This is a genomic window from Paenibacillus lycopersici (genome assembly GCF_010119935.1).
In the GTDB taxonomy this organism is placed as follows: Bacteria; Bacillota; Bacilli; order Paenibacillales; family Paenibacillaceae; genus Paenibacillus_Z; species Paenibacillus_Z lycopersici.
This window is the reverse complement of record NZ_CP048209.1, coordinates 2088573-2110346: the sequence shown is the minus strand read 5'-3', so window position 1 is coordinate 2110346 and position 21774 is coordinate 2088573. Positions and strand designations below refer to the sequence as shown.

At 57.8% G+C, this 21774-nt stretch carries 20 protein-coding genes; 2 read left to right on the top strand and 18 right to left on the bottom strand.

The window, feature by feature from the left end; all coding sequences use genetic code 11:
* Positions 1 to 6 precede the first annotated feature (6 nt).
* Positions 7 to 720, top strand: coding sequence for a response regulator transcription factor (locus GXP70_RS09085; RefSeq protein WP_162356140.1), 714 nt, complete (start codon positions 7 to 9; stop codon positions 718 to 720).
* 247 nt (positions 721 to 967) lie between these two features.
* Here the strand turns inward: GXP70_RS09085 and serC are convergent, their stop codons facing one another.
* The 12 genes from serC to liaF all read right to left on the bottom strand — a co-directional run bounded on the left by serC (position 968) and on the right by liaF (position 14375).
* On the bottom strand, positions 968 to 2056 hold the full coding sequence (gene serC / locus GXP70_RS09080; RefSeq protein ID WP_162360387.1) for a 3-phosphoserine/phosphohydroxythreonine transaminase: 1089 nt from the start codon (positions 2054 to 2056) through the stop codon (positions 968 to 970).
* 205 nt (positions 2057 to 2261) lie between these two features.
* Positions 2262 to 3686: a type I glutamate--ammonia ligase gene (gene glnA, locus GXP70_RS09075; RefSeq protein WP_162356139.1), complete on the bottom strand. Its 1425-nt coding sequence runs from the start codon at positions 3684 to 3686 to the stop codon at positions 2262 to 2264.
* A gap of 258 nt (positions 3687 to 3944) precedes the next feature.
* Positions 3945 to 5006, bottom strand: coding sequence for a 3-deoxy-7-phosphoheptulonate synthase (gene aroF / locus GXP70_RS09070; RefSeq protein ID WP_162356138.1), 1062 nt, complete (start codon positions 5004 to 5006; stop codon positions 3945 to 3947).
* Between the two features lie 177 nt (positions 5007 to 5183).
* Positions 5184 to 5693, bottom strand: a complete 510-nt coding sequence (locus GXP70_RS09065; RefSeq protein ID WP_162356137.1) for a DUF2062 domain-containing protein — start codon at positions 5691 to 5693, stop codon at positions 5184 to 5186.
* Between the two features lie 31 nt (positions 5694 to 5724).
* The gene (locus tag GXP70_RS09060; RefSeq protein WP_162356136.1) at positions 5725 to 6684 is read right to left on the bottom strand and encodes a 4-hydroxy-3-methylbut-2-enyl diphosphate reductase; all 960 of its coding nucleotides are present in this window, start codon (positions 6682 to 6684) and stop codon (positions 5725 to 5727) included.
* 68 nt (positions 6685 to 6752) lie between these two features.
* On the bottom strand, positions 6753 to 8243 hold the full coding sequence (locus GXP70_RS09055; RefSeq protein ID WP_162356135.1) for a sensor histidine kinase: 1491 nt from the start codon (positions 8241 to 8243) through the stop codon (positions 6753 to 6755).
* 6 nt (positions 8244 to 8249) lie between these two features.
* On the bottom strand, positions 8250 to 8942 hold the full coding sequence (locus tag GXP70_RS09050; protein ID WP_162356134.1) for a response regulator transcription factor: 693 nt from the start codon (positions 8940 to 8942) through the stop codon (positions 8250 to 8252).
* A 242-nt stretch (positions 8943 to 9184) separates the two neighbouring features.
* The gene (locus GXP70_RS09045; RefSeq protein WP_162356133.1) at positions 9185 to 10783 is read right to left on the bottom strand and encodes a S1C family serine protease; all 1599 of its coding nucleotides are present in this window, start codon (positions 10781 to 10783) and stop codon (positions 9185 to 9187) included.
* A gap of 183 nt (positions 10784 to 10966) precedes the next feature.
* Positions 10967 to 11380, bottom strand: coding sequence for a YugN family protein (locus GXP70_RS09040; RefSeq protein WP_162356132.1), 414 nt, complete (start codon positions 11378 to 11380; stop codon positions 10967 to 10969).
* A 107-nt stretch (positions 11381 to 11487) separates the two neighbouring features.
* Positions 11488 to 12153 carry a response regulator gene (locus GXP70_RS09035; protein WP_162356131.1) on the bottom strand — a complete coding sequence of 222 codons (666 nt, stop codon included), beginning with the start codon at positions 12151 to 12153 and terminating at the stop codon, positions 11488 to 11490.
* Positions 12140 to 13186, bottom strand: coding sequence for a sensor histidine kinase (locus GXP70_RS09030; protein WP_162356130.1), 1047 nt, complete (start codon positions 13184 to 13186; stop codon positions 12140 to 12142). Before GXP70_RS09030 ends, GXP70_RS09035 begins: the two co-directional genes overlap by 14 nt.
* Positions 13187 to 13193: 7 nt before the next feature.
* Positions 13194 to 14375, bottom strand: a complete 1182-nt coding sequence (gene liaF, locus GXP70_RS29790) for a cell wall-active antibiotics response protein LiaF (protein WP_225442732.1) — start codon at positions 14373 to 14375, stop codon at positions 13194 to 13196.
* A 316-nt stretch (positions 14376 to 14691) separates the two neighbouring features.
* On the opposite strand from liaF, the gene GXP70_RS09020 reads away from it, so the two are divergent.
* On the top strand, positions 14692 to 15984 hold the full coding sequence (locus tag GXP70_RS09020) for an ammonium transporter (RefSeq protein ID WP_162356129.1): 1293 nt from the start codon (positions 14692 to 14694) through the stop codon (positions 15982 to 15984).
* Positions 15985 to 16164: 180 nt separating this feature from the next.
* Here the strand turns inward: GXP70_RS09020 and GXP70_RS09015 are convergent, their stop codons facing one another.
* The 6 genes from GXP70_RS09015 to GXP70_RS08995 form a co-directional block, all read right to left on the bottom strand.
* Positions 16165 to 16545 (bottom strand): hypothetical protein, encoded by a 381-nt coding sequence (locus GXP70_RS09015; protein WP_192043432.1) that lies wholly within the window; start codon positions 16543 to 16545, stop codon positions 16165 to 16167.
* Between the two features lie 224 nt (positions 16546 to 16769).
* On the bottom strand, positions 16770 to 16901 hold the full coding sequence (locus tag GXP70_RS30050) for a hypothetical protein (RefSeq protein WP_263864107.1): 132 nt from the start codon (positions 16899 to 16901) through the stop codon (positions 16770 to 16772).
* A gap of 84 nt (positions 16902 to 16985) precedes the next feature.
* Complete coding sequence (locus GXP70_RS09010) at positions 16986 to 17534, bottom strand: RNA polymerase sigma factor (RefSeq protein ID WP_225442731.1); 549 nt, start codon at positions 17532 to 17534, stop codon at positions 16986 to 16988.
* A gap of 122 nt (positions 17535 to 17656) precedes the next feature.
* On the bottom strand, positions 17657 to 18241 hold the full coding sequence (locus tag GXP70_RS09005) for a 3D domain-containing protein (RefSeq protein WP_162356128.1): 585 nt from the start codon (positions 18239 to 18241) through the stop codon (positions 17657 to 17659).
* A 125-nt stretch (positions 18242 to 18366) separates the two neighbouring features.
* Positions 18367 to 20304 carry a threonine--tRNA ligase gene (gene thrS / locus GXP70_RS09000; protein WP_192043431.1) on the bottom strand — a complete coding sequence of 646 codons (1938 nt, stop codon included), beginning with the start codon at positions 20302 to 20304 and terminating at the stop codon, positions 18367 to 18369.
* Positions 20305 to 20694: 390 nt separating this feature from the next.
* Positions 20695 to 21702 (bottom strand): putative sporulation protein YtxC, encoded by a 1008-nt coding sequence (locus tag GXP70_RS08995; protein ID WP_162356127.1) that lies wholly within the window; start codon positions 21700 to 21702, stop codon positions 20695 to 20697.
* Between the last annotated feature and the right edge of the window lie 72 nt (positions 21703 to 21774).

Sequence of the window (21774 nt, the reverse complement as noted above, 5' to 3'; positions counted from 1 at the left end):
CAAACGATGAAGAAAAAAATATTAATTGTCGATGACGAGCCTTCCATCTCCATGCTGCTGGAGTTCAATTTGAAGCTGGCCGGCTACGAAGTGCGCTGCTCTCAGGATGGCGAGGCCGTATTCGACCTGTTGAAGCCGTTTCGTCCCGATCTCATCGTTCTCGATCTTATGCTTCCCAAAATGGACGGCATCCAAGTATGCCGCGAGCTTCGCAAACAGAATAACGCGGTCCCGATCATCATGCTGACTGCGCTTCAGGACGTGACCGACAAAATAGCCGGACTCGACAACGGCGCCGATGATTATATGACGAAACCATTCTCGCCGCAAGAGCTGCTCTCGCGCATTCAAGCGATCTTCCGCAGAACGCAGGCTCTGCCCGGCGCGCGCGAAACGGTCGTGCACGAAATCGGACGCTTGACGGTGCTTGCCGAGCAGCGCGAAGTGCAAATCGACGGCAAAACCGTCGAGCTGACGCCCAAAGAGTTCGAGCTGCTGCTCTTCCTTTGCCGCCACCGCGGCAAAGTGCTCAGCCGCCAGCAGCTGCTGCACGGGGTATGGGACTACCATTTCCTCGGCGACACGCGCATCGTCGACGTTCACATCAGCCATCTGCGCGACAAAATCGAGAAGAACGCCCGTACGCCGGAGTATATCATGACCGTCCGCAACGTAGGCTACAAGCTGTCCGGCCCAAGCACGGCTGAGTCGCTGGCTTAAAGGTTCTTGGCCCTTGGCTCTTGGCTCTTGGCTTTTGGCTTTTGGCTTTTGGCACTTAGCTTTGGCACTTCAACTAGAAGACCGCCGTCCACTGAGGACCGGCGGTCTTAATTTTGCTCCTAAAATAAAGAAGCGCAGCGGTAAAGTGACCGGAGGTCGGTTGGAGTCGGAAAAACGAAGCCTATGCTTTCGAAGCTGGCGAATGCTGCATTCCCTGTCTTACGACAGTGAACGCAAACCAATCGCCTTACCCATTGCGCTTCATAAACTCCGCCATAAACTCCGCCAGCGCCTTGCAGCTCTCCATCGGCACCGCATTGTACGTCGAAGCGCGCAGGCCGCCGACGCTGCGATGGCCTTTCAAGCCGACGAATCCGGCCTGCTCGGACTCCTTGACGAATTGCTTCTCCAGCTCCTCCGTTGCGAGACGGAACGTAATGTTCATCAGGGAGCGGCTGCCCATGTCCGCGAAGCCGCGGTAGAAGCCGCCGCTAGTGTCGATCGCGTCGTAAATCAGCTTCGTCTTGTCGCGGTTGAACTGCTCCAACGCCGCGACGCCCCCGCGTTCCTTCACCCATTTGAGCATCAGGCCGACCAGATAGATCGAGAAGGACGGCGGCGTATTGTACAACGAGTTGTTCTTCACGTGCGTATCGTAGCGCAGCATCGTCGGGATCGTCTTCGGGCTTTCCGCCACAAGATCCTCGCGCGCGATGACGATCGTGACGCCCGAAGGACCGAGGTTCTTCTGCGCGCCGGCATAGATCAGGCCGAACTTGCCGACGTCGACCGAACGGCTCAGGATGTCGCTCGACATATCGCCGATCAGCGTCACGTCGCCGGTGTCGGGATAAGCCGCGTATTGCGTCCCTTCGATCGTTTCGTTGGATGTGATGTGCAGGTACGCCGCATCGGCCGGAATATGAATGTCGCTCAGTGCCGGAATACGGTTGAACTTGTCGGATTCCGAGGACGCGGCGATCGCCGTCGAACCGAACAGCTTCGCTTCCTTGTAGGCTTTCTCCGCCCAGCTGCCCGTATGCACGAACGCAGCCGTCTTGCCGGGCGTCAGCAGGTTCATCGGGATCATGGCGAACTGCGTGCTTGCTCCGCCCTGCAGGAATAGGATTTTATAATGGCCCGGAATGCCGAATAATTCGCGAAGAAGCGATTGCGCTCCGTCGTTCACTTCTTCAAAGATGCTGCTGCGGTGGGACATTTCCATAATGGACATCCCGGCTCCCGCAAAATCGGTAAACTCTTGTTGGGCTTGCTGCAGCACTTCCAGCGGCAGAGCCGCAGGTCCGGCATTAAAGTTATACGCGCGATTCGTCACAGACACTCACTCCACTCTTCGATTTGCTTATGAGTATGATAGCAATTTTGAAGCCTGGCATCAAGTCATAAAGTCGAACAAAAATGGAACTTTACATGAATAATATTCGGATTTCGGAGATAATTGTTCGGTTTTAGCGGTCCATACATCATAAAAGCGAGCTCCCGAAGAGAGCTCGCTTGATGAAACAGGTAGAAGTCCGGAATTAGCAGTCGAAATACAGGCTGTACTCGTGCGGATGAACGCGGATCGAAACGGCTTTCGCTTCGGAACGCTTCAGGGCAACGAAGTTGTCGATGAAGTCTTGCGAGAAGACGCCGCCTTCGGTCAAGAAGCCGGAATCGGCTTCCAGCGCGTCAAGCGCTTCGTCCAGCGTGCCTGGAACCGAACGGATTTCTTTCTTGTCTTCGTCGGACAGATCGTAGATGTTTTTGTCGAACGGTCCGTAGCCAAGCGCGACCGGATCCAGTTGACGCTTGATGCCGTCCAGACCGGCAAGCAGCATCGCCGCGAATGCCAGGTAAGGGTTAGCCGTGGAGTCCGGCGTACGGAACTCGATGCGGCAGCCTTTCGGCGTTACGGCTGCAACCGGAATACGGATCGCCGCGGAACGGTTGCCTTTCGAGAATACGAGGTTAACCGGCGCTTCGTAGCCAGGCACGAGACGTTTGAACGAGTTCGTCGAAGGGTTCGTGATCGCGATCAGCGCCGGCGCGTGGTGCAGGATGCCGCCGATATAATGCAGAGCCAGTTGGCTCAGGTTCGCATAAGCGCCTTTCTCGTAGAACAGCGGGGAATCGCCGTTGAAGATCGAGCTGTGCACGTGCATGCCGCTGCCATTGTCGCCGAAGAGCGGTTTTGGCATGAACGTTGCCACTTTGCCCCATTGACGAGCGACGTTGTTGATGATGTACTTATATTTCAAAAGGTTATCGGCTGTTTTCGTCAGCGTATCGAAACGGAAGTTGATTTCCGCTTGACCGGCTGTAGCGACTTCGTGATGATGACGCTCGACGCGAAGACCGGTTTCTTGCATGACGCGAACCATCTCGCTGCGGATGTCTTGCTGCGCATCGACCGGAGCTACCGGCACATAACCGCCTTTAACGCCGATTTTGTACCCGAGGTTGCCGCCTTCTTCTTTGCGCCCGGTGTTCCATGCCGCTTCGTCGGAATCGACGGAGTAGAAGGACGTGTTCATTTTGCTTTCGAAGCGAACATCGTCGAAGATGAAGAATTCGGACTCAGGCGCGAAGAATGCCGTCGTGCCGATGCCCGTCGTTTGCAGATATTCTTCTGCCTTCTGAGCGATGCTGCGCGGGTCGCGCTCGTAACGTTCGCCGTCCGGCGTATGAATGTTGCACATAATGTTCAATGTCGGGTGATCCGTGAACGGATCGATGAAGCTGGATTCAGTGTCCGGCATCATAACCATGTCGGATTCTTCGATACCGCGGAAACCGGCGATCGAGGAACCGTCGAATGCTACACCGTTAACAAATGTATCGGCATCCACTTCCGTCGCGGGAAGCGTGATGTGGTGCGCGTGACCGGAAAGATCCACAAAGCGGAAATCGACAAACATGATGCTGTTTTCTTTAATTGTGTTCAAAACATTTTGAACTGACATTAGGTATTTCCTCCATTTCCGAACATTCACGATGTGTAGGACAATAATCGTTCAACTTCTGCACTAAACTATGTCGTTATTATAGAATTAGGGAACAGGTAACGTCAATAGTTATGTCAGGTATTTTTTGATTCCCCTGTCAGCTAACTTCACATAATTTTCAAGACTAGCAGATCCGCCCAAAACAAGAAGCCGAAGCCCTCTTTTCCAGAGAGGCTTCGGCTTTGTCTTTCCTATAACAGCGCCTGCTTGCGGCGATTATTTCGTCCAGGTCGTAAAATATTCCGCCGGCTCCTTCGGCGTGTCGAACCGCTTGCCGACAAGGTTTCCAAGCTGTTCCAGCTCTTTGAGCAGCTTCGCGAACTGGTCGGGGAAGAGCGATTGCACGCCGTCACCCGTCATGGAATTGTCGGGATCGGTATGCATTTCGATGATGAGCCCATTCGCGCCTGCCGCTACCGATGCTTTCGACATCGGCTCTACGAGCTCGCGCCGGCCCGTGCCGTGGCTCGGATCCGAGATGACCGGCAGATGGCTGAGACCCTGCAAAACCGGAATCGCCGCAAGATCGAGCGTGTTGCGCGTGTAAGATTCGAATGTTCGGATTCCGCGTTCGCAGAGCATAACGTTCGGATTGCCGCCCGCAAGGATATATTCGGCCGCATTGAGGAATTCGTCGTACGTCGCGCTGAAGCCGCGCTTGAGCAATACCGGCGTTTTCACCGTTCCGAGCTTCCGCAGCAAGTCGAAGTTCTGCATATTGCGCGTGCCGACCTGGAGGATGTCCGCGTATTCGCTGCACACGTCGACGTACTCCGGCGTCATGACTTCCGTAATCGTCAGCAGGCCGTGCTTCTTGCCCGCTTCCGCCATCATCGCCAAGCCTTCCACGCCGATGCCCTGGAAGCTGTAAGGTCCGGTACGCGGCTTGAACGCGCCGCCGCGGAGCACCTGGCCGCCGGCCGCTTTCACCAGCCTGGCGATCTCGTCGATCTGGGCAGGCGTCTCGACGGCGCAAGGTCCGCCCATGATCGTCAAATTGTCGCCGCCGATTCGGACGCCCTTGATTTCGATGATCGTATCGTCGGGATGGAAGTCGCGGCTCGCGAGCTTGTAGGACTTCGAAATCTTAATGACGTTCTCGACGCCTTTCATTTGGCGCAGATGCTCCGCAAGCGTCGGTTCCGCCTTGCCGATGATGCCGATGACCGTCCGGTCCGTGCCGCGCGATACATGTGCCTGCACGCCGGCCCGCTCAATATGCTGGACGATTTCCGTGATCCGCTCTTCCGGTTCGTTGTTCTTCGTTATGACGATCATATGATTACTCCCTCTCCACCACGTTTTCTATCACGCTTAGACGCGTGTCCGCTTTCTAGCTTTTATGCTTTTAAGCTTTCATGCTTTTTGGCTTTTATGCTTTTAATCGCTAAAGCAACTATACTACAAAAAAACCGGCGCCGTCAAGAACCGGTTTTCTCGAATTAATTCCGCCCGCTATTCCGTCAGCGGCTTCGTTTCCGTCGACAAGCGGCGCAGCTTGCGCTTTTCTTTGCGCTTGTCGGCCATGTACTTGATCATCAGCCGGACCGGGAAGTAGAAGATCGCCCCGAGCACCAAGCCGTCGATCACGCCGCCCACGATGAGCTTCAAGTTCAGCATGAGCGCATGGTTCAGCCAATGCGGCAGGAATGAGATATGGACCCGCAAATGATGAGGCAGGACGGCCCCGCCTACCTTGCTGTTAATAAACGCGACCGGCAAAAAGATGATTTTGCCGAAAACGAAACCGACCAAGGCGCCGGCAAAGCTGGCTCGAAACAAATAAATTAACGGAAATATAAGAAAAAACGCCAGCCCATAGGTAGGGAGCGTGAACATTTCAATGAAAATGCCGATTGAAAATCCAAGTGCTACGATGGAGGGTCCGCCCGGGGCCCGCATCAGCTGCGTATATTTATATTTGAGCCAACGTTTGATCGAGCGCGGTTTTCGTGATGCTGACATCGGATGCGCTCCTTTCACTTTGGATGCTTATTCAAGCATCCGTACTAACGGACTTCACGCGTATAGCCGGAAGCAACTTCTCCATATTGACCGTGCGCCGAATGGCCCAGGTTTCGGGGTTCTCATCGTCATACTGCTCCAAATAGCCGATAACTTCCTTCGTCAGCGGCGTCGGCGTGGAGGCGCCGGACGTGACGGCTACCCGCTTCTTGCCGATCAGCCACGCGCGGTCGATCTCCGAGACATCCGATACCCGGTAAGCGGGCACGCCGGCGATTTCCTCGGACACCTGCGCCAGACGGTTGGAGTTGTTGCTGCGCGGATCGCCGACGACGATGCACAATTCCGCTTCCTTCGCCTGCTCGGCGACCGCTTCCTGCCGCACCTGCGTCGCCAGGCAGATCTCGTTATGAATTTCGGCCGAAGGGAATGTCGCCAGCAGCTTGCTGATCAGAAGGCGGATGTCCCACTGCGACATCGTCGTCTGATTGGTGATAATGATCCGGTCGGACGGAATGTCGAGCGCTTCGATATCCGCTTCCCGCTCGACGAGATGCACGTGCTCGGGGGCGATTCCGATCGCGCCTTCCGGCTCCGGATGCCCCTTCTTGCCGATATAGACGACCTCGTATCCTTCTGCCGTCTTCTCGCGGATGAGGTCATGCGTCTTCGTGACGTCGGGACAAGTCGCGTCCACGACGGTGAGCCCCCGCTCCTTCGCGCGTCTGCGGACTTCCGGAGAGACCCCGTGTGCCGTGAATATAACGGTGCCGCTCGTAATCTGCTCGAGAATCTCCAGGCGGTTCTCGCCGTCCAGCGTAATGACGCCTTCCTGCTTGAACGCTTCCGTTACATGACTATTATGAACAATCATGCCCAGAATATAGATCGGCCGCGGCAAATCCAAATTGCGAGCCGTTTGCAACGCCAGAACCATGGCATCGACGACGCCGTAGCAGTAGCCGCGCGGCGATATTTTTACGATTTCCATTGTGAAACTTGCACCTGCTTTCCTGCTTGCCTTATCCGTTTGGCAGGGCCCTAAGCCCAGTTCTTCTATTATACTTCATTCAATGTGCCGTGGAAAGCAATCGGAAGCCATACGGTGAACGTCGTGCCCGCCCCTTCGCGCGTCGATACCTCGACGGAGCCGCCATGCTCGTCGATGATCCATTTCGCGATCGACAATCCGAGTCCCGTTCCGCTCGTCTCGCCTCTGGATTCGTCGGCCCTGTAGAAGCGCTCGAAGATATGCGGCACTTCCTCGTTGCTCATGCCGATGCCCGTATCCTTGATGACGATGCCGGCCTGATCCCGCGATCGGGTCGCGCGCAGCTCGACATGCCCGCTCGGCGTATACTTGAACGCATTTTCCACGAAGATGAACAGCAGCTGACGCAAAAAATCAGCGTGTGCATATACTTCTACGTTATCGATGGCACTTAGGTTCCCGATTTTCCAATCCGCGTTTCGAGGAAGCAGCTGCGCCCTGCGCGCAACGTCCTCGACAAGCGGCAGCAGCGGCTGAACCGTCTTCTCCATCTCGTAGCCGGCGTCCGCCCGGGCAAGGGCAAGCAGGTCGTTGACGAGGTTGGACATCCGCTTCGCCTCGCCCGCAATGTCATGCATCGCTTCCCGCGTCATCGTCATCCGCCGGGCGTCTACGCCCGGCATCGCATCGTCCTCCGCGCCGGCGGCCTCGCCGGGACCCGCTTCAAGCGCCGGCGGCCACATGCGCTCCAGCAGCTCGATGTTGCCGCGGATCGTCGTGAGCGGCGTGCGCAGCTCGTGGGATGCGTCCGATACGAAGCGGCGCTGCGCTTTATAGGCCTCGTCAAGCTCGTTATAGGTCGTCTCGATTCGCCCGAGCATGCCGTTCAGCGTATCGGTCAGCCGGCCGAGCTCGTCGTTGGGCCCGATTCTCGGAATGCGCATGCTGAGATCGGAGCCGTTCTGAATGCTGTTGCTCGCTTGAATCACGTTCTCGATCGGCCGCAGCGCCTGGCGCGCCAGCACAAGGCTGATCGTGAAGGCGATCAGCACGACGACGATCAAGGAGAAGATCAGCGTCGTGCGAAGCTCGCTCATATAGCGGTCTTCCGTCCCTGAATACGCGCCGACCTGCAGCAAGCCGAACACTTCGTTCCCTTGCTTCAACAGATGCTGGTACACGACAAACGGATATTGGCCGCCAAGCGTGACATGCTTGAAGCCTTCGTCGTCTTCCGATACCGTCTTCGGATCGGGCTGCTCGAATTTGGCGTCCAGCCGCTTCAAATTCGACGTCTGCTGGTAGACCCCGCGCTTGTAATTCGTCACTTGAATATAGAGCTCTTCGTCGCCGAGCAGCGACTGCGGCGCGATCAGGATATTATCGAACGAATCCAGCGAAGACGTAATATTGATGGCGTTCGCTTGGGCGGCGATTTTCCCTTTCATCACGTGATAGGTGTTGTAATTGACGAAGTAGTAGAACGCAATGCCGAATACGACGAGCGTAACCGCCAGAATGACGGAATACCAAAGCGTCAGACGGAGCCGGATCGACATGGCGCGTCAGCCCCCTTCGCCCCGGAGGACGTAGCCCGTTCCGCGCACGGTCTGAATCAGCCGCGAGCCGCCGCCGTCTTCCGTCTTCTGGCGGAGCATGGCGATGTACACTTCAAGCACGTTGGACTCCCCGCTGTAATCGAAGCCCCAGATTTTGTCCATGATCGCATCGCGCGTCAGCACCCGGCGGGGGTTCTGCATCAGCAGCTGCAGCAGGTCGAATTCCTTGGCCGTCAGATCGATGCGGCGCCCGCTGCGGATCGCCTCTCTGGAATCGAGATCGAGCGTCAGGTCCTCGAACTGCAGGCGGCTCGAGCTCTCCTCCAGCTTATCCGGCTTCCGGCGAAGCAGCGCCCTGACGCGGGCAAGCAGCTCCTCCAGCGCGAACGGCTTCACCAAGTAATCGTCCGCCCCGAGATCGAGCCCCCGCACGCGGTCTTGAATGTCGTCCTTCGCGGTAAGCATCAGTATCGGCACCGAGCTGCCGCCCTCGCGTACGCGCCGGCACACTTCCCAGCCGTCGACCTGCGGCATCATCACGTCCAGAATAAGCAAATTCGGATCGCTCGAGAGCATTTGCTTCAAGCCTTCGAGACCGTTGTTCGCGGTTGCTACCTCATACCCTTCGAATGCCAGGCTGCGCCTCAGCAAAGAAGTGATTTTCTCGTCGTCGTCCACTACCAGTATATGCGGCCTCATATGTTTTCCCCCAATGTCATCCGACTAAATTCGTTCGTTATGAAATCTTCCTTCATTATAGCGTAATTCGGTCCCTATCGCGCAAATGTTCCATCCCGATCTTCGCTCCGCCCCTTCACTCGATTCCATTGCGCAGCACGCGAAGCGCGAAACGCGTACAAGGCTTTGCGGCCAAACAAAGGGGGCGCAAGATCAGCCGTCAAGACTGCTTGCGCCCCTTGGGTACGAAATCGCCCGTTCCGTTATTGCCCCTGCGTCGCGAAATCGTTCTTGTTGCCGATCGTCACCTTCAGGTCCATCTTCTGGCCGTTGCGGATAATGTTCAGCGTGGCGACGTCGCCGACTTTCTTCTTCTGAATGGCCGCAATGAGATCCTCGCGGTTATATTTCGTGCCGTCCAGTCCCGTAATGACGTCGTACTGGCGCAGATCCGCCATGTAAGCCGGCGATTTGTACATGATATCGGATACGACGGAGCCGTCCGTGCTGCTCAGGCCGAGCTCCTTGGCAAGCGGTTCGGTAATCTCCGCGAGCGTCGCTCCGATGAACGGTACCGGCGCTTTCGGGATTTCCTTGTTCGATTTCAAGTTGTCGAGCACTTCGGTAATCGTGCTGGTCGGAATCGCGAAGCCGATGCCTTGCGCCTGCGAGCTGACCGCCGTATTGATGCCGACGACTTCGCCGTTCAGGTTGAGCAGCGGTCCGCCGGAGTTGCCCGGGTTAATGGAAGCGTCCGTCTGCAGCAAATGCTGATACTCGCGCGTGCCTTCGGTATCCGGAATCGAGATCGGACGCTCTTTGGCGCTCAATACGCCGACGGTTACCGTATGATCGAAGCCGTACGGATTGCCGATCGCGACGACCCAGTCGCCGATGTTGATCTTATCCGAGCTGCCGATCTTCAGCGTCGGGAACGCCTTCGTGTTCTCGACCTTCAGAACGGCAAGATCCAGGTTGTAGTCGGAGCCGAGCTTCTTCGCCACGAACGGCTTGCTGTAGCCCTGCACCGTAACTTGAATTTCGTCGGCGTCGGCCACGACGTGCTGGTTCGTCAGGATGTAGCCGCTCGAGTCGAAGAAGAATCCGGTGCCGATCCCTTCCGGCGTCAGCTGGCCGCTGTCGCTTTGACTGTCATCCTGCTTTTTCTGCGGGCTCTGGCCTTGGTCGCCGTAGCCGTCGCCGAAGAATTGGCTGAAGAAGTCATCCATGCTGCCTTGCTGGCTGCGGGCCTGCTGCTTCGTGAACGTCTCGATCTTCACGACGGCCGGGCTTGCGTTCGCGAACAGCTGCGCGATGTTGTTCGGCCGTACGACGTCGGCCGCCGTGGAGATGCTGCCGCTGTCGCCCGCGCTGCCGACCACTGCCGATGCCTCGCCGGACTGCTGAACGGCCGCCGGCTCCGAAGTGAACCAGTTCTGTCTGTCGGAGACGTACATCAATGATCCGACCGCGACGACGCCGACCAGGAACGAGGCGAACATCGCTTTGAACGGCGAGCGGCGCTTCTCGCCCGTCTGCCATCCGCTGCGCGCCGACTGCGCCGGCGCGAACGGCCTAGGCTGCGCCGGCGGTGTTACTTCGACCGGATTATGCCCGCCTTGCAGCGAAGCGTCCGGCTGGAACGGTTCCGATGCGCCGCGGCCGTCGTACTCGTCGCGATGCGCCGCGTCATCCGAACCCGGCTTGAACGGTCCGTACGAATAATAGTAGGAGGCCTTCTCCGTTCCCTCTTCGGGCTTAGCTTCGTGCGTTCTATTGGAAGACTCGCCGTTCTCCACGTCATGCTCGCTGCGCGGTTTGAAAAAATCGTCGAAGTCGTTCTTCTTGTTCTGATCGTCCATCTTCTATTCCTCCTCAAGTATCCCATGTTTCGCTGCTTACCAATGGCGTGTTGCCGTTCTATGTTTATATCATGCACAATCTACCTTAAATCAAACTTAAAATTGTTATAATGCCAAATAAAAAAACCGGGCGGGCGCATAAAAGCGGCCAAGCCCGGCTTCGTATTCATTCTAGCATCCCGGCTAGTGAAGCAACCGCCCCTCTACTTCCGCGAGCACGTCTTTCGCCTGCTTCACCCATTTGTCTTCCACCTTATCGTCCGGGTCAAGCGGCTCCTGGAACTGGTTCATCAGGCCGCCCATCGTATTTGCGTGCGCTTCTTTATCGAGCCCTTCGTTGTACACATGCTTCAGCACGAACGGCTTGCCGAGCCGGATCTTCGCGTCCAGATCCTGCGACTCGTCGTCGATGGCGCCGTTGATGACCGCGAACGGCATGCGCAGCCAGACCAGATGCGCCTCGTCCAGCGACCGGTCGAAGAAGCCGTGATCGTAATCCCAGCTCCCGCCGAGGGAGAATTGATGCTCCTCCAGCATGCTCCTCACTTCCGTAAATTCCTTCTCGCTTGCTTCCAGCTTCGATTCAAGGGGGATCATAAACGGCATTCTCCTTTGGGTCCAAGGTGAACCGGCCGCCTCCCTGGGGGGCGGCGCGCTTCATTCCGGTGAAATCATACCGTTAAGATACCCGGCGCGGCTGACAATTATCCCGTCTTTACCCATCCTTTGCGGTGGGCGTACACGGCCAGCTGCGTACGGTCCTCCAGCTCGCATTTCATCAGCAGGTTGCTGACATGCGTCTTGACCGTCTTGATGCTGATATGAAGCTCGTCGGCGATCTCCTTGTTCGACATGCCTTCGGCGATCAGCAGCAGCACTTCCTTCTCCCGCTCCGTCAGGCCTTCGTCTTCGCCTTGCGCGCTGCGCTGCCTCAGCCCTCGCGTCAGCGCCTGGGATACGTCGTGCGTCATGACCGGCATGCCTTTGGCCGCGCCGTTCAGCGCGTAGATCAATTCCTCCGCGGAGACGGTCTTCAGCACGTAGCTGACCGCGCCGGCCTCGACGGCGGCGACGACCTTCTCGTCCTCCAGGAAGCTCGTCAGCATGACGATCTTCAGCGACGGAAATTCCTTCATCATGACGCGCGTCGCTTCCACGCCGTCCATGACCGGCATCATCAGATCCATGAGCACCAGCTGCGGCAGGCCGCCCGCGATGCCCGCCCGAAGCTGATCGATCGCTTCCTTGCCGTTCGCCGCCTCGGCGATGACCTCGAATTTCGGGTCAAGCATCAAGTACGTGCGCAGCCCGGCCCGCACCATGTCATGGTCGTCGACAATCATGATTTTCCATCCGTTATTCGCGTTCATCGTTATGCTCGGCTCCTTTATTGTTCACATAGTTCGGCAGGGTCACCCTGACCCTCGTTCCGCTGCCCGGCTTGCTGATGATCGAGGCGTCGCCGCCAAGCTTGCCCGCCCGCTCGCGCATCGTGGACAAACCGTAGGAGCCGCGCTTCACCTGATCCGCCCGGAACCCGGCCCCGTCGTCCTGCAGCGTCATGACGATTTGCCGTTCCGTCTCGGCGACGGTAAGCAAGGCGGTTTCCGCGCCGGCATGCTTGACGATGTTGGCCATCGCCTCTTGGATAATGAGGAACAGCTGATGCTCCTTCGCTTCCGAGAGCTTCTCCTTCACGCGCCATTCCATGACGCCCTGCAGGCCGTTCTGCCGGCAATAGTCCGGAAACCATTTGTCCAGCGCCTCCTGCAGCGACCGGCCTTCCAGCTCCATGGGCCGAAGCTGGGCGATGAAGCCCCGCATCTGCTTCTGCGCCATCGAAGACATGGTGATGAGCTGATCCATGACGTCGCTCGCGCGATCCGGATTGAGCTCCAGCAGCTTCGGCAGCGACGAGGCGGACATATGGATGGCGAACAATTGCTGGCTGACGGTGTCATGCAGATCGCGCGCCAGGCGGCGCCGCTCCTCGAGCACGGCCGCTTCGTTGGAAGCCGATTCGCGCATGACCTGCTCCTCGCCGGAACGCTGAATCCATCGCGTCCGCTCGTCCAGCGATTCGAGCATGTCGTTGAACTCCCGGAACGCCGGCGTGAAGGTGCCTTCTTCCGGCAGCCGCGTCCCGTAATTGCCGTGCGCGGCCTGCTTCAAGCCGATGACCATCATGTCGATCTGACGCTGAATCCGCTTGGCGGCCCAATAACCGAAGCCCGCGCTGATCAGCAGGAAGAGCACCGCGATGCCCAGCCACCAGTCGTCGCGCAGCATATTCTCCGGCAGCAGTTCGCAGCCCAGCTGCCAGATGAGCACGGACACGGCGGAGGAGGCCACGAAGAGCAGGATCATATCCCATTTGCTGTTTCGAAACAAACGGACCATCATACGCGAATCAGCCTACTTTCGTGACCCGCACATCGCCGATGAACGTACTCACGTGCAGCCGTATTTTTTTGACCGTGTCTTGAAACGAAGGCGATACGACGTCCACGTTCTTGAAGATGCCGCCTTCCTTGCGCTCCAGCACCGCCACGTCGCCCACGAACGCGCTCGATATGACATGGACGCCGATTTCGTAATCGTTCGGCAAGTACACCTTCACGTCGCCGACGAAGGATGAAATGTTGATCACCGTCTCGCCGTCCGAGATTTGCGCCTTCGTCAGGTCCAATACCGTATCCCCGACGAAATGGGAAATGTTCATCGGCTTGAGCTCCCAGTAATCGTGCCCGAGGTAGACGTCGCCGATGAAGCCGGAACGCGTCTGCACGTTCGGGTCATGGTTCCACCATTCCACCCGGTCGTTGCGATGATGGTGCCGATGATCATGCTTGAAGTTCCGGCGCTCGATCCGCTCGCGTATCTTGGCAGCGCGATGGGCGTGCTTCTCCCAGCGGTCGGCATGGCGCCGCTGCATATGCTCGGCGTACTTGCCCATGCGGTTACCGAAATCGCCGTACGGATTGCCGGGCTGCCCGTAGGCGCCGGGTTGTCCTTGCCGCTGTTCGTACGTTTGATCCGGCCCCGGCATCCGCGGCCCTTGGGATCCGCTCACCCCGTCTGTACGGGAGTCGGCCTGCGGAGCAGCTGATTCCTGATGGGAATCGTCTTCGGACGGCGGCCGGGTTGGATCAGGATGCAGCGGAGGCGCCGGCGGAACCGGCTGATCGGTCGGCCCGTATGTGTACGCCTTCCAGTCGTCGTCCCGCTTCTCTTCGGCGTTATGCCGCGTTTTCGGTTTGAAGATCATCGATAGGCCGAAAATAATGAGGACGAGCGGCGCGGCGAACTTCAATACGTCGCCCACCGACCAGTCGAACAAATTCAGGTTGCGGCCGAGAAACAAGAAGCCGATAACGATGAGCACGCCCGACCCGAACGCGTTCCCTCGGCCGTACGCCATCCGCTGCAGCATGCCCTGCAGCCCCAGGAAGAGGAGCATGACCGGCCAGAAGACGGAGACGACGGTGCCGATATCGAAATACACGTACCCGCCCTGCCTTAATAGAAGACCGACGCCTACGACAATAATGAAAAGGCCCCACATTAAGCGATTGATAAAATTCCCGTTCATTGACGCCACCAGCTCCCGAATAATAATGCAAGGTTTGTACGCCAAGTATACCCGAAGACGCAAGCGGATCAAAAGGGTCTGCCGATTGAACCCGGCTCGGTCTCGAGACGGAGCCGGAGGACAAACCTCACATCCGGCCGCCGCCTCATTCAGGCGGATTCGCATGAAATCGGAAGCTTTAGCTGACAATTTTCACAAATAAGTGACATCTTATGTACCAATTCATTGACACGAAAAACATATCGCTTATATAATGAGTCTCAAACTGTAAATAGGACATAAAACCTTACATGAAAAAAGTCAGGGGTTGGTAACAATGGATGCAGCGACACTCTCCATCGGCTTGAATACCGTCTGGGTCGTGTTGACGGCCGCCATGATCCTCCTTATGGAGGGCGGCTTCGCCTTGCTGGAGGCCGGCTTCGTCAGGCAGAAGAACGCGGTCAGCATCATTATGAAGGTATTCGTGGACATCACGTTCGGCGCGCTCGTCTATTACTTCCTCGGCTTCGGGCTCATGTACGGCAAAGATGCCGGCGGCTGGATCGGCACGACCGGCTTCCTGCTCAGGGGCGACTTGTCCCACATCCACCTCGATATCTCGCACGAGACGTACTGGCTCTTCCAGTGCGCCTTCGTCATTGCCGTGATCTCCATCGTCTCCGGCGCCGCCGCGGAGCGCATTCATTTCAAAGCGTATATCTTATATGCCATCATCATGACCGGCTTGATCTACCCGATCGCCGGCCACTGGGTGTGGGGCTCCGGCGGCTGGCTGAGCAGGCTCGGCATGATCGACTTCGCCGGCTCCGCCGTCATCCACGCGCTCGGCGGTTCCGCCGCCCTGGCGGCCGCGATCTTCATCGGCCCCCGGATCGGCAAATTCACGCCCGACGGCAAAAGCAACATCGTCCCTCCTTCGAACCTGCCGCTCGCGTCCGTCGGCGCCTTCATTCTATGGTTCGGCTGGTTCGGCTTCAATTCCGGCAGCACGCTGAGCGCAACGAACAGCGCGATCGGACATATCGCGATTACCACGATGCTGTCCGCGGCCGCCGGCGGCGCGGGATGCATCCTGTTCACGATGTTCCGCTACAAGAAAGCCGACCCGCCGATGGTCATCAACGGCTCCCTGGCCGGCCTTGTCGGCATTACCGCCGGCTGCTCGTTCGTCTCGGACGGCGCGGCGATGCTGATCGGCGTCGTCTGCGGCGTCGCGATGGTGCTGGTCACGGAATTGCTCGAAAGCAAAGGCATCGACGACCCCGTCGGCGCATTCGCGGTGCACGGCGTCAGCGGCTCGCTCGGCACGCTCGCGGTCGGCCTGTTCGCTATTCCGTCCATGACGAAAGGGTACGGCCAGGAATACGCCGGCCTGTTCTACGGTGGCGGCTGGAGGCTGCTCGGCGTACAGGCGGCAGGCCTCGTTACCGTCATCGTCTGGGGCTTCGCCCTCACGTGGCTCGCATTCCTGCTGATCAAGCGCTTCATGCCCGTACGCGTCTCCAGGGACGAGGAATTGATCGGACTCGACGTCGGCATCCACGGCGTCCCGGCCTACAATCAAGACCATGACTTCCTGGACGTCGAACTATTGAAGCCGAGATAACGACGCATCCGGCGCCGCCCGTCTAATCCGGAAGCGCCGATTGCCCCGATCTCGGTCAATCCGCCAATCCTGCTTGTACGAACGCCTCGCCCGTATAAGGACTCGCCGTCCTCGTACGGGGCAGAGGCGTTCGGCGGTTGAAGGCAACAAAAAAACCGCCGTACGCAACGAGCGGTGTGATCATGATTTCAGTTCGTCTTCCATATCGCTCGAGACGGCGACAATCGCCGACGGATCGGCCGTATTCAGAATGGCGCTGGCCTGCTCGATCTCATTGCGCAGCTGACGCACCTTCTCCATCGGCCGCTTGACGTAATGGATGTATTCGACGGCCAGATGATGCGCCGGCTTCTTGCCGGAGAGGAGCCGCCGCAGCGCCGACATGGATTGATACGATCGCTCTTCCTGCAGACGGCGCTTCTCGTAGCGTTCCACCATTTGCTCGATCTCCGCGATTTCCTGCTCTCTCTTGGCGATATAGGTGCTTAAGAACGGTATAACTTCCGCTGCCTTGCGATGTCTCAGATGAGAAGGCGGGAAATACGAAATCGGTTCTGTCATGGCAAGCCCTCTCTCCTCATATGTCATGTATTATTACAATTATAATCTTAATCTCTATCTTACATGATCAACATCGGTTTGAAAACCATTTTTTTAGCATGAATACGGTTAAAACCCATCTCTGATGTCAGGTCCGATTACACGGAATCTTTACAATTTCCATTAGCGGGCAAATAAAAGAGGGACCGCTTCGGGGTCCCTCTCGTTCAACGGCCGGATAGCCGTTATTTTTCCGCTTTCTGCGAAGCGCCTTTCGTCGCTGCGTTCGCATTCGCGTTTGCGTTCTCGGCTGCGAATTCCGCATTGTATTTGTTTTGTTGTGCTGCGTTGAATTTATTGTTTTTATTTTTCGCCATGCTGCTCACCTCCCCGTACGCCACTTAGTATGGCAGGGAGCGATAGCGATTATGTACAAGACCGGATGAATTCATGCCGCAGTCTCAATTGGACATCCACTGCTGCAATCGGCGTTTGGCGCGGTGGATCCGCGCTTTGATCGTGCCTACGGGCAGCTTCCAGGCCTCGGCGATCTCCTGATCCTTATAGCCGAAATAAAACTTGTACAGCAGCAGCGCTCTCGTCCGCGGATCGACCGACTCCAGCAACTCCCGGATCTCCAGCATGATCGCCTGCTCGTCTCTGGAGGTTCCGGCGTTATCCGCGAACTCGCTCGCGTCTACCGGATAAATCCGCTTGGCTCGCAAATTGATCGAGCGAGCCGCATTGGCCGTAATAACCTTGGCCCACGCGTTCAGCTTATCCGCCTCCCGCAGCGAGCCGCGATTGGCCAGCATGCGGACCCAAGCTTCCTGTACGGCATCCTGGGCATCCGACTTGTTGTAGACGTTCGACCTGGCGACCGCGATCATCTCGTTGTACAGCTGCAGCAGCTTGCCTTCCAGCATCCCGGATATCAGCGGATCCGGGCTTCCCGATACGCCGACCTCGGCGTCGACTTGACTTTGCCCCTGTTCTGGACCGTTATCCATAGCACCGCCCCTTCGGGTGATAGCGCTTACATAAATTGATCATATCACAGTAAAAGCATAAAAAAAAGAAGGTTGAACGTCAACCTTCTTTATCTATATCGAACTTCCGGCAAGACGGAGCGCTAGGACTCCAGGACGGATCGCGGCAGCGTCTTCTCGGCCGTGACCGCCTCGTTCAGCTCGGTCACCCTCGCTTCGGTCAGTTTGCCGTTGCCCCGCTTCAGAACGTATACCGTTACTTTCCGCTTGCCCCATTGATTGAACACTTGTTTCCTCGTCTCGAAATAGAGATCGATCTTCCTGCCTTTAATGGCCGAGCCCGTATCCGCTACGATCCCGTAGCCGTAGCCCGGCACGTAGAGAACGGTTCCGATCGGGAACACTTTCGGATCCGCCGCGATCGTCGATACGAAGTCGCGGCGTACCTTGACGCCCGAATAGGTGATGCCGTATTGCGGATGCCCCGGCCGCTTGCCGGTCGACTCCACGCCGGCCGTATAGCCGGTAGCAACGACCTGCATATGATGAACGCTGCCTGCCGCCAAGGATGACATGGCAGGCATGCCGATCTCGGACGGTTTCTCATGGGGTTGTTCGTTCCTGCTGCCGGCTGCCTTGCATTCCGCGTACAGCGCCTGCCCGAACAAGAGCAGCGCGGCCGCGCAAGCGAGCAGCAAGCGGCGAAACGATAAAAAGCTTGTCGTCATTTGGGTTGCAAGCCTCCTTAGCAGGAAGGATACCCAATGACGACAAGCTTTATGCAGCGGCGATGACCGCGGCCGGCCTGTCAGCCGGACCGGTCATCGCGCCGCTTCAAGGCCTGCTGGCCGCTCTAGATCTGTTTCGTCGCGATTTCATTCTGCAGCATCGCGATCAGCTCCGCAACCGGCTTCGAGCCGATATCGCCTTCGCCGCGTTTGCGGACGGAGACGGATTCCGAATTCGCTTCGTTCTCGCCGACGATCAGCATGTACGGCATCTTCTCCAGCTGCGCTTCCCGGATCTTGTAGCCGAGCTTCTCGTTGCGCAGGTCGGATTCGACGCGGATGCCGGCGAGCTGCAGCTTCTCTTCAAGCTCGCGCGCATAACCTTCGTACGCCGTGGAGACCGGAATGATCTTCGCTTGGACCGGCGACAGCCAGAGCGGCAGCGCGCCCGCGAAGTTCTCGAGCAGGAACGCCGTCATGCGCTCCATCGTACTGATAATGCCGCGGTGGATAACGACCGGACGGTGCTTCTTGCCGTCGTCGCCGACGTATTCAAGCTCGAAGCGTTCCGGCAGCAAGAAGTCGAGCTGCGCCGTGGAGAGCGTCTCTTCCTTGCCGAGCGCCGTCTTGATCTGCACGTCCAGCTTCGGGCCGTAGAAGGCCGCTTCGCCTTCCGCCTCGAAGAACGGCAGGCCGAGCTCCTCGACGACTTCGCGCAGCATGCGCTGCGACATTTCCCACATTTCGTCGTTCGGGAAGTACTTCTCCGTATCCTGCGGATCGCGGTACGACAGGCGGAAGCGGTATTCCTTGATGCCGAAGTCCTCGTACACCTGACGGATCAGGTTGATAACGCGGCTGAACTCCTCCTTGATCTGATCCGGACGGGCGAAGATATGCGCGTCGTTCAGCGTCATCGCGCGCACGCGGTGCAGCCCCGTCAAGGCGCCGGACATCTCGTAGCGGTGCATCGTGCCGAGCTCGGCGATGCGGATCGGCAAGTCGCGGTACGAGCGCATTTCGCTCTTGAACACCATCATATGATGCGGACAGTTCATCGGACGGAGCACGAGCTCCTCGTTGTCGAGCGCCATCTTCGGGAACATGTCTTCGCTGTAGTGCTCCCAGTGGCCGCTCGTCTTGTACAGCTCCACGTTCGCCAATACCGGCGTGTAGACGTGCTGGTAGCCGAGACGCTCCTCCAGATCGACGATATAACGCTCCAGCGTTCTGCGCACGCGCGCGCCGTTCGGCAGCCAGAGCGGCAAGCCTTGGCCGACTTCGCGGGAGAAGGTGAACATTTTCAGCTCTTTGCCGAGCTTGCGGTGATCGCGCTTCTTCGCTTCCTCCAGGAAGTGCAAATGCTCGTCGAGCTGCGCTTTCTTCGGAAACGCCGTGCCGTAGATGCGCTGCAGCATCTTGTTCTTGGAATCGCCGCGCCAGTAGGCCCCGGCAATGCTGAGCAGCTTGAATGCCTTGATGCGCCCCGTGGAGGGCAGATGCGGTCCGCGGCATAGGTCGAAGAACTCGCCCTGGTCGTAAATCGTGATCTGCGCTTCCTGCGGCAGGTCGCGGATCAGCTCCAGCTTCAGCGGATCGTTGATTTCCGTGAAAATCGCGATCGCTTCGTCGCGGCTGACGGCGCGGCGGCGGATCGGCAAATCTTCCTTGACGATGCGCTCCATTTCCTTCTCGATTTTCTCGAGGTCGTCGGCCGTCAGCGTCTCGTCCATGTCGATGTCGTAGTAGAATCCGTCTTCGATGACAGGGCCGATGCCGAGCTTCACGTTGCGTTCCGGATACAGCCGTTTGATCGCCTGCGCCATCAAATGCGCCGTGCTGTGGCGGTACACTTCAAGCCCGTCGGCGGAATCCAGCGTCACGATTTCGAGCGCCGCATCCCTTTCCAGCGGCGTATTGAGGTCGACGACTTTGCCGTCCACCTTGCCTGCCACCGCATTCTTCCGCAAGCCCGTGCTTATCGAGCCCGCCACGTCTTCGATCGTTGCGCCTTGTTCGTATTCCCGGACGGCGCCGTCCGGCAGCTTCACTTGAATCGCCATGATTTTCGTTCCTCCTGGTCGGTTGATGGTTGCTGCGGATTGCGCGCCCAAATAAAAAAGCACGCATCCCCGCGAAGGGACGAGTGCTTGTGATTGACCCGTGGTTCCACCCTAGTTCAACCGGCAACGGTTAGAGCCGTCTGCCGATCCTTGTAGACGTTCGTAACGGAAACGATCCGGTGGAGCTTACCGCCAAGCCTAAGCCCGGTTTCAACTTCACAGCTACAAAGGGGTATATCATCGCTGCAGCGCAAGGAAATTTCAGCCGGGTTTCCTCTCTCTGGATCGTGCGGGACGGTGATACATGTCTTTGTCAACGCTTTTTCTTACTAGCCATTATAAGCCGCCGCGGCTTGCCCGGTCAAGCCCGATTCCCCGTCTTCCAGCGATTCACGGAATGACGTTGCGGATGCGAATCTCCGCCGGCTGCTCTGCCGGAGCATGATCGGCCTCGTCGAAATGGAGGCTGCACTGGCCGCAGGAACAGCATAGCCGGACCCGCTGCTCGAAAATCGTCTCCAGCGTGCGCATGACCGGGAGCTCCGGCTGCCTGGTGTGAATGACGATTTGCTGCGGGGAGACCGTGATCAGGGTGCTGACGATCATATCCTCCATGTTCATTTCCGATTCGAGCATCTCCGCTACGATCCGGTCGGCCGGCACGGTATCCAGCAGCTGAAATTGCTGATCGTACAGCACGAAATCGCTTCCGCCTTTATGGAGCACGTGGACGATCGGCAGCTTCACTTCCTGCATCCGCACGAAATATTTCAACAACGAGATGAATTCCTGATACTGTTTATCCATCACGTATTCATCGACCGCGTACGCCACGACGTCCTTGAGCTCCTGCCAATACGAGGCAAGCCGGAACGAAACGAAGCCGTCCAGATGAAGCCGGGTGTTGCCCGCAACGAACTGCTCCAGCTCGTCGGCCACCTTCCCGAGCCGCCGTTCCAGATCCGCCCTGTCCGCCGCGTTCTCTTCCTCCTGCGCCGCGACGACGGACGTACCATAGACAGTCGTGCCATAGCCGGTCGTTCCGTAGAGGATATTGTGGCAGTAGCGCGACAGCGCTTCGATTTCAGCCGCGTCCTCGTAGTGGAACTGTTTCCGGATGATCGCCTTCAGGAGCATCGGCTCCAATTCGTTCAGGATATAACGCGCGAACGCAAGCGCCGATCTGCGGTAGACCACCGGGCCGTCCTGCTCCAGCTGAAAAACCGGCAGCTCCGCCCGGCACTGGATGGCCATGCTATCGTAATCGGGCCGCGTGAAGGCAGCTTTGCAGCCTGCGCCGGCACTATGTAAATCGGCGAATTCTTCGCTCAGATAACGATGTAGGCGGTCAATCGCCTCCTGGGAAGCCGAATGCAACGAAACAGTGAACAGTTCCATAGGCTCAACTCCTAAACAGTATTGGAACGCATGGAAGGCCGGCCGGCAGGCATTGATCAAGATCCGCATCCG

Coding starts and splice junctions, on each gene's coding strand:
- GXP70_RS09085 (WP_162356140.1), top strand. CDS start 7: ATGAAGAAAAAAATATTAATTGTCGATGACGAGCCTTCCATCTCCATG.
- glnA (WP_162356139.1), bottom strand. CDS start 3,686: ATGTCAGTTCAAAATGTTTTGAACACAATTAAAGAAAACAGCATCATG.
- aroF (WP_162356138.1), bottom strand. CDS start 5,006: ATGATCGTCATAACGAAGAACAACGAACCGGAAGAGCGGATCACGGAA.
- GXP70_RS09065 (WP_162356137.1), bottom strand. CDS start 5,693: ATGTCAGCATCACGAAAACCGCGCTCGATCAAACGTTGGCTCAAATAT.
- GXP70_RS09060 (WP_162356136.1), bottom strand. CDS start 6,684: ATGGAAATCGTAAAAATATCGCCGCGCGGCTACTGCTACGGCGTCGTC.
- GXP70_RS09055 (WP_162356135.1), bottom strand. CDS start 8,243: ATGTCGATCCGGCTCCGTCTGACGCTTTGGTATTCCGTCATTCTGGCG.
- GXP70_RS09050 (WP_162356134.1), bottom strand. CDS start 8,942: ATGAGGCCGCATATACTGGTAGTGGACGACGACGAGAAAATCACTTCT.
- GXP70_RS09045 (WP_162356133.1), bottom strand. CDS start 10,783: ATGGACGATCAGAACAAGAAGAACGACTTCGACGATTTTTTCAAACCG.
- GXP70_RS09040 (WP_162356132.1), bottom strand. CDS start 11,380: ATGATCCCCCTTGAATCGAAGCTGGAAGCAAGCGAGAAGGAATTTACG.
- GXP70_RS09035 (WP_162356131.1), bottom strand. CDS start 12,153: ATGAACGCGAATAACGGATGGAAAATCATGATTGTCGACGACCATGAC.
- GXP70_RS09030 (WP_162356130.1), bottom strand. CDS start 13,186: ATGATGGTCCGTTTGTTTCGAAACAGCAAATGGGATATGATCCTGCTC.
- liaF (WP_225442732.1), bottom strand. CDS start 14,375: ATGAACGGGAATTTTATCAATCGCTTAATGTGGGGCCTTTTCATTATT.
- GXP70_RS09020 (WP_162356129.1), top strand. CDS start 14,692: ATGGATGCAGCGACACTCTCCATCGGCTTGAATACCGTCTGGGTCGTG.
- GXP70_RS09015 (WP_192043432.1), bottom strand. CDS start 16,545: ATGACAGAACCGATTTCGTATTTCCCGCCTTCTCATCTGAGACATCGC.
- GXP70_RS30050 (WP_263864107.1), bottom strand. CDS start 16,901: ATGGCGAAAAATAAAAACAATAAATTCAACGCAGCACAACAAAACAAA.
- GXP70_RS09010 (WP_225442731.1), bottom strand. CDS start 17,534: ATGGATAACGGTCCAGAACAGGGGCAAAGTCAAGTCGACGCCGAGGTC.
- GXP70_RS09005 (WP_162356128.1), bottom strand. CDS start 18,241: ATGACGACAAGCTTTTTATCGTTTCGCCGCTTGCTGCTCGCTTGCGCG.
- thrS (WP_192043431.1), bottom strand. CDS start 20,304: ATGGCGATTCAAGTGAAGCTGCCGGACGGCGCCGTCCGGGAATACGAA.
- GXP70_RS08995 (WP_162356127.1), bottom strand. CDS start 21,702: ATGGAACTGTTCACTGTTTCGTTGCATTCGGCTTCCCAGGAGGCGATT.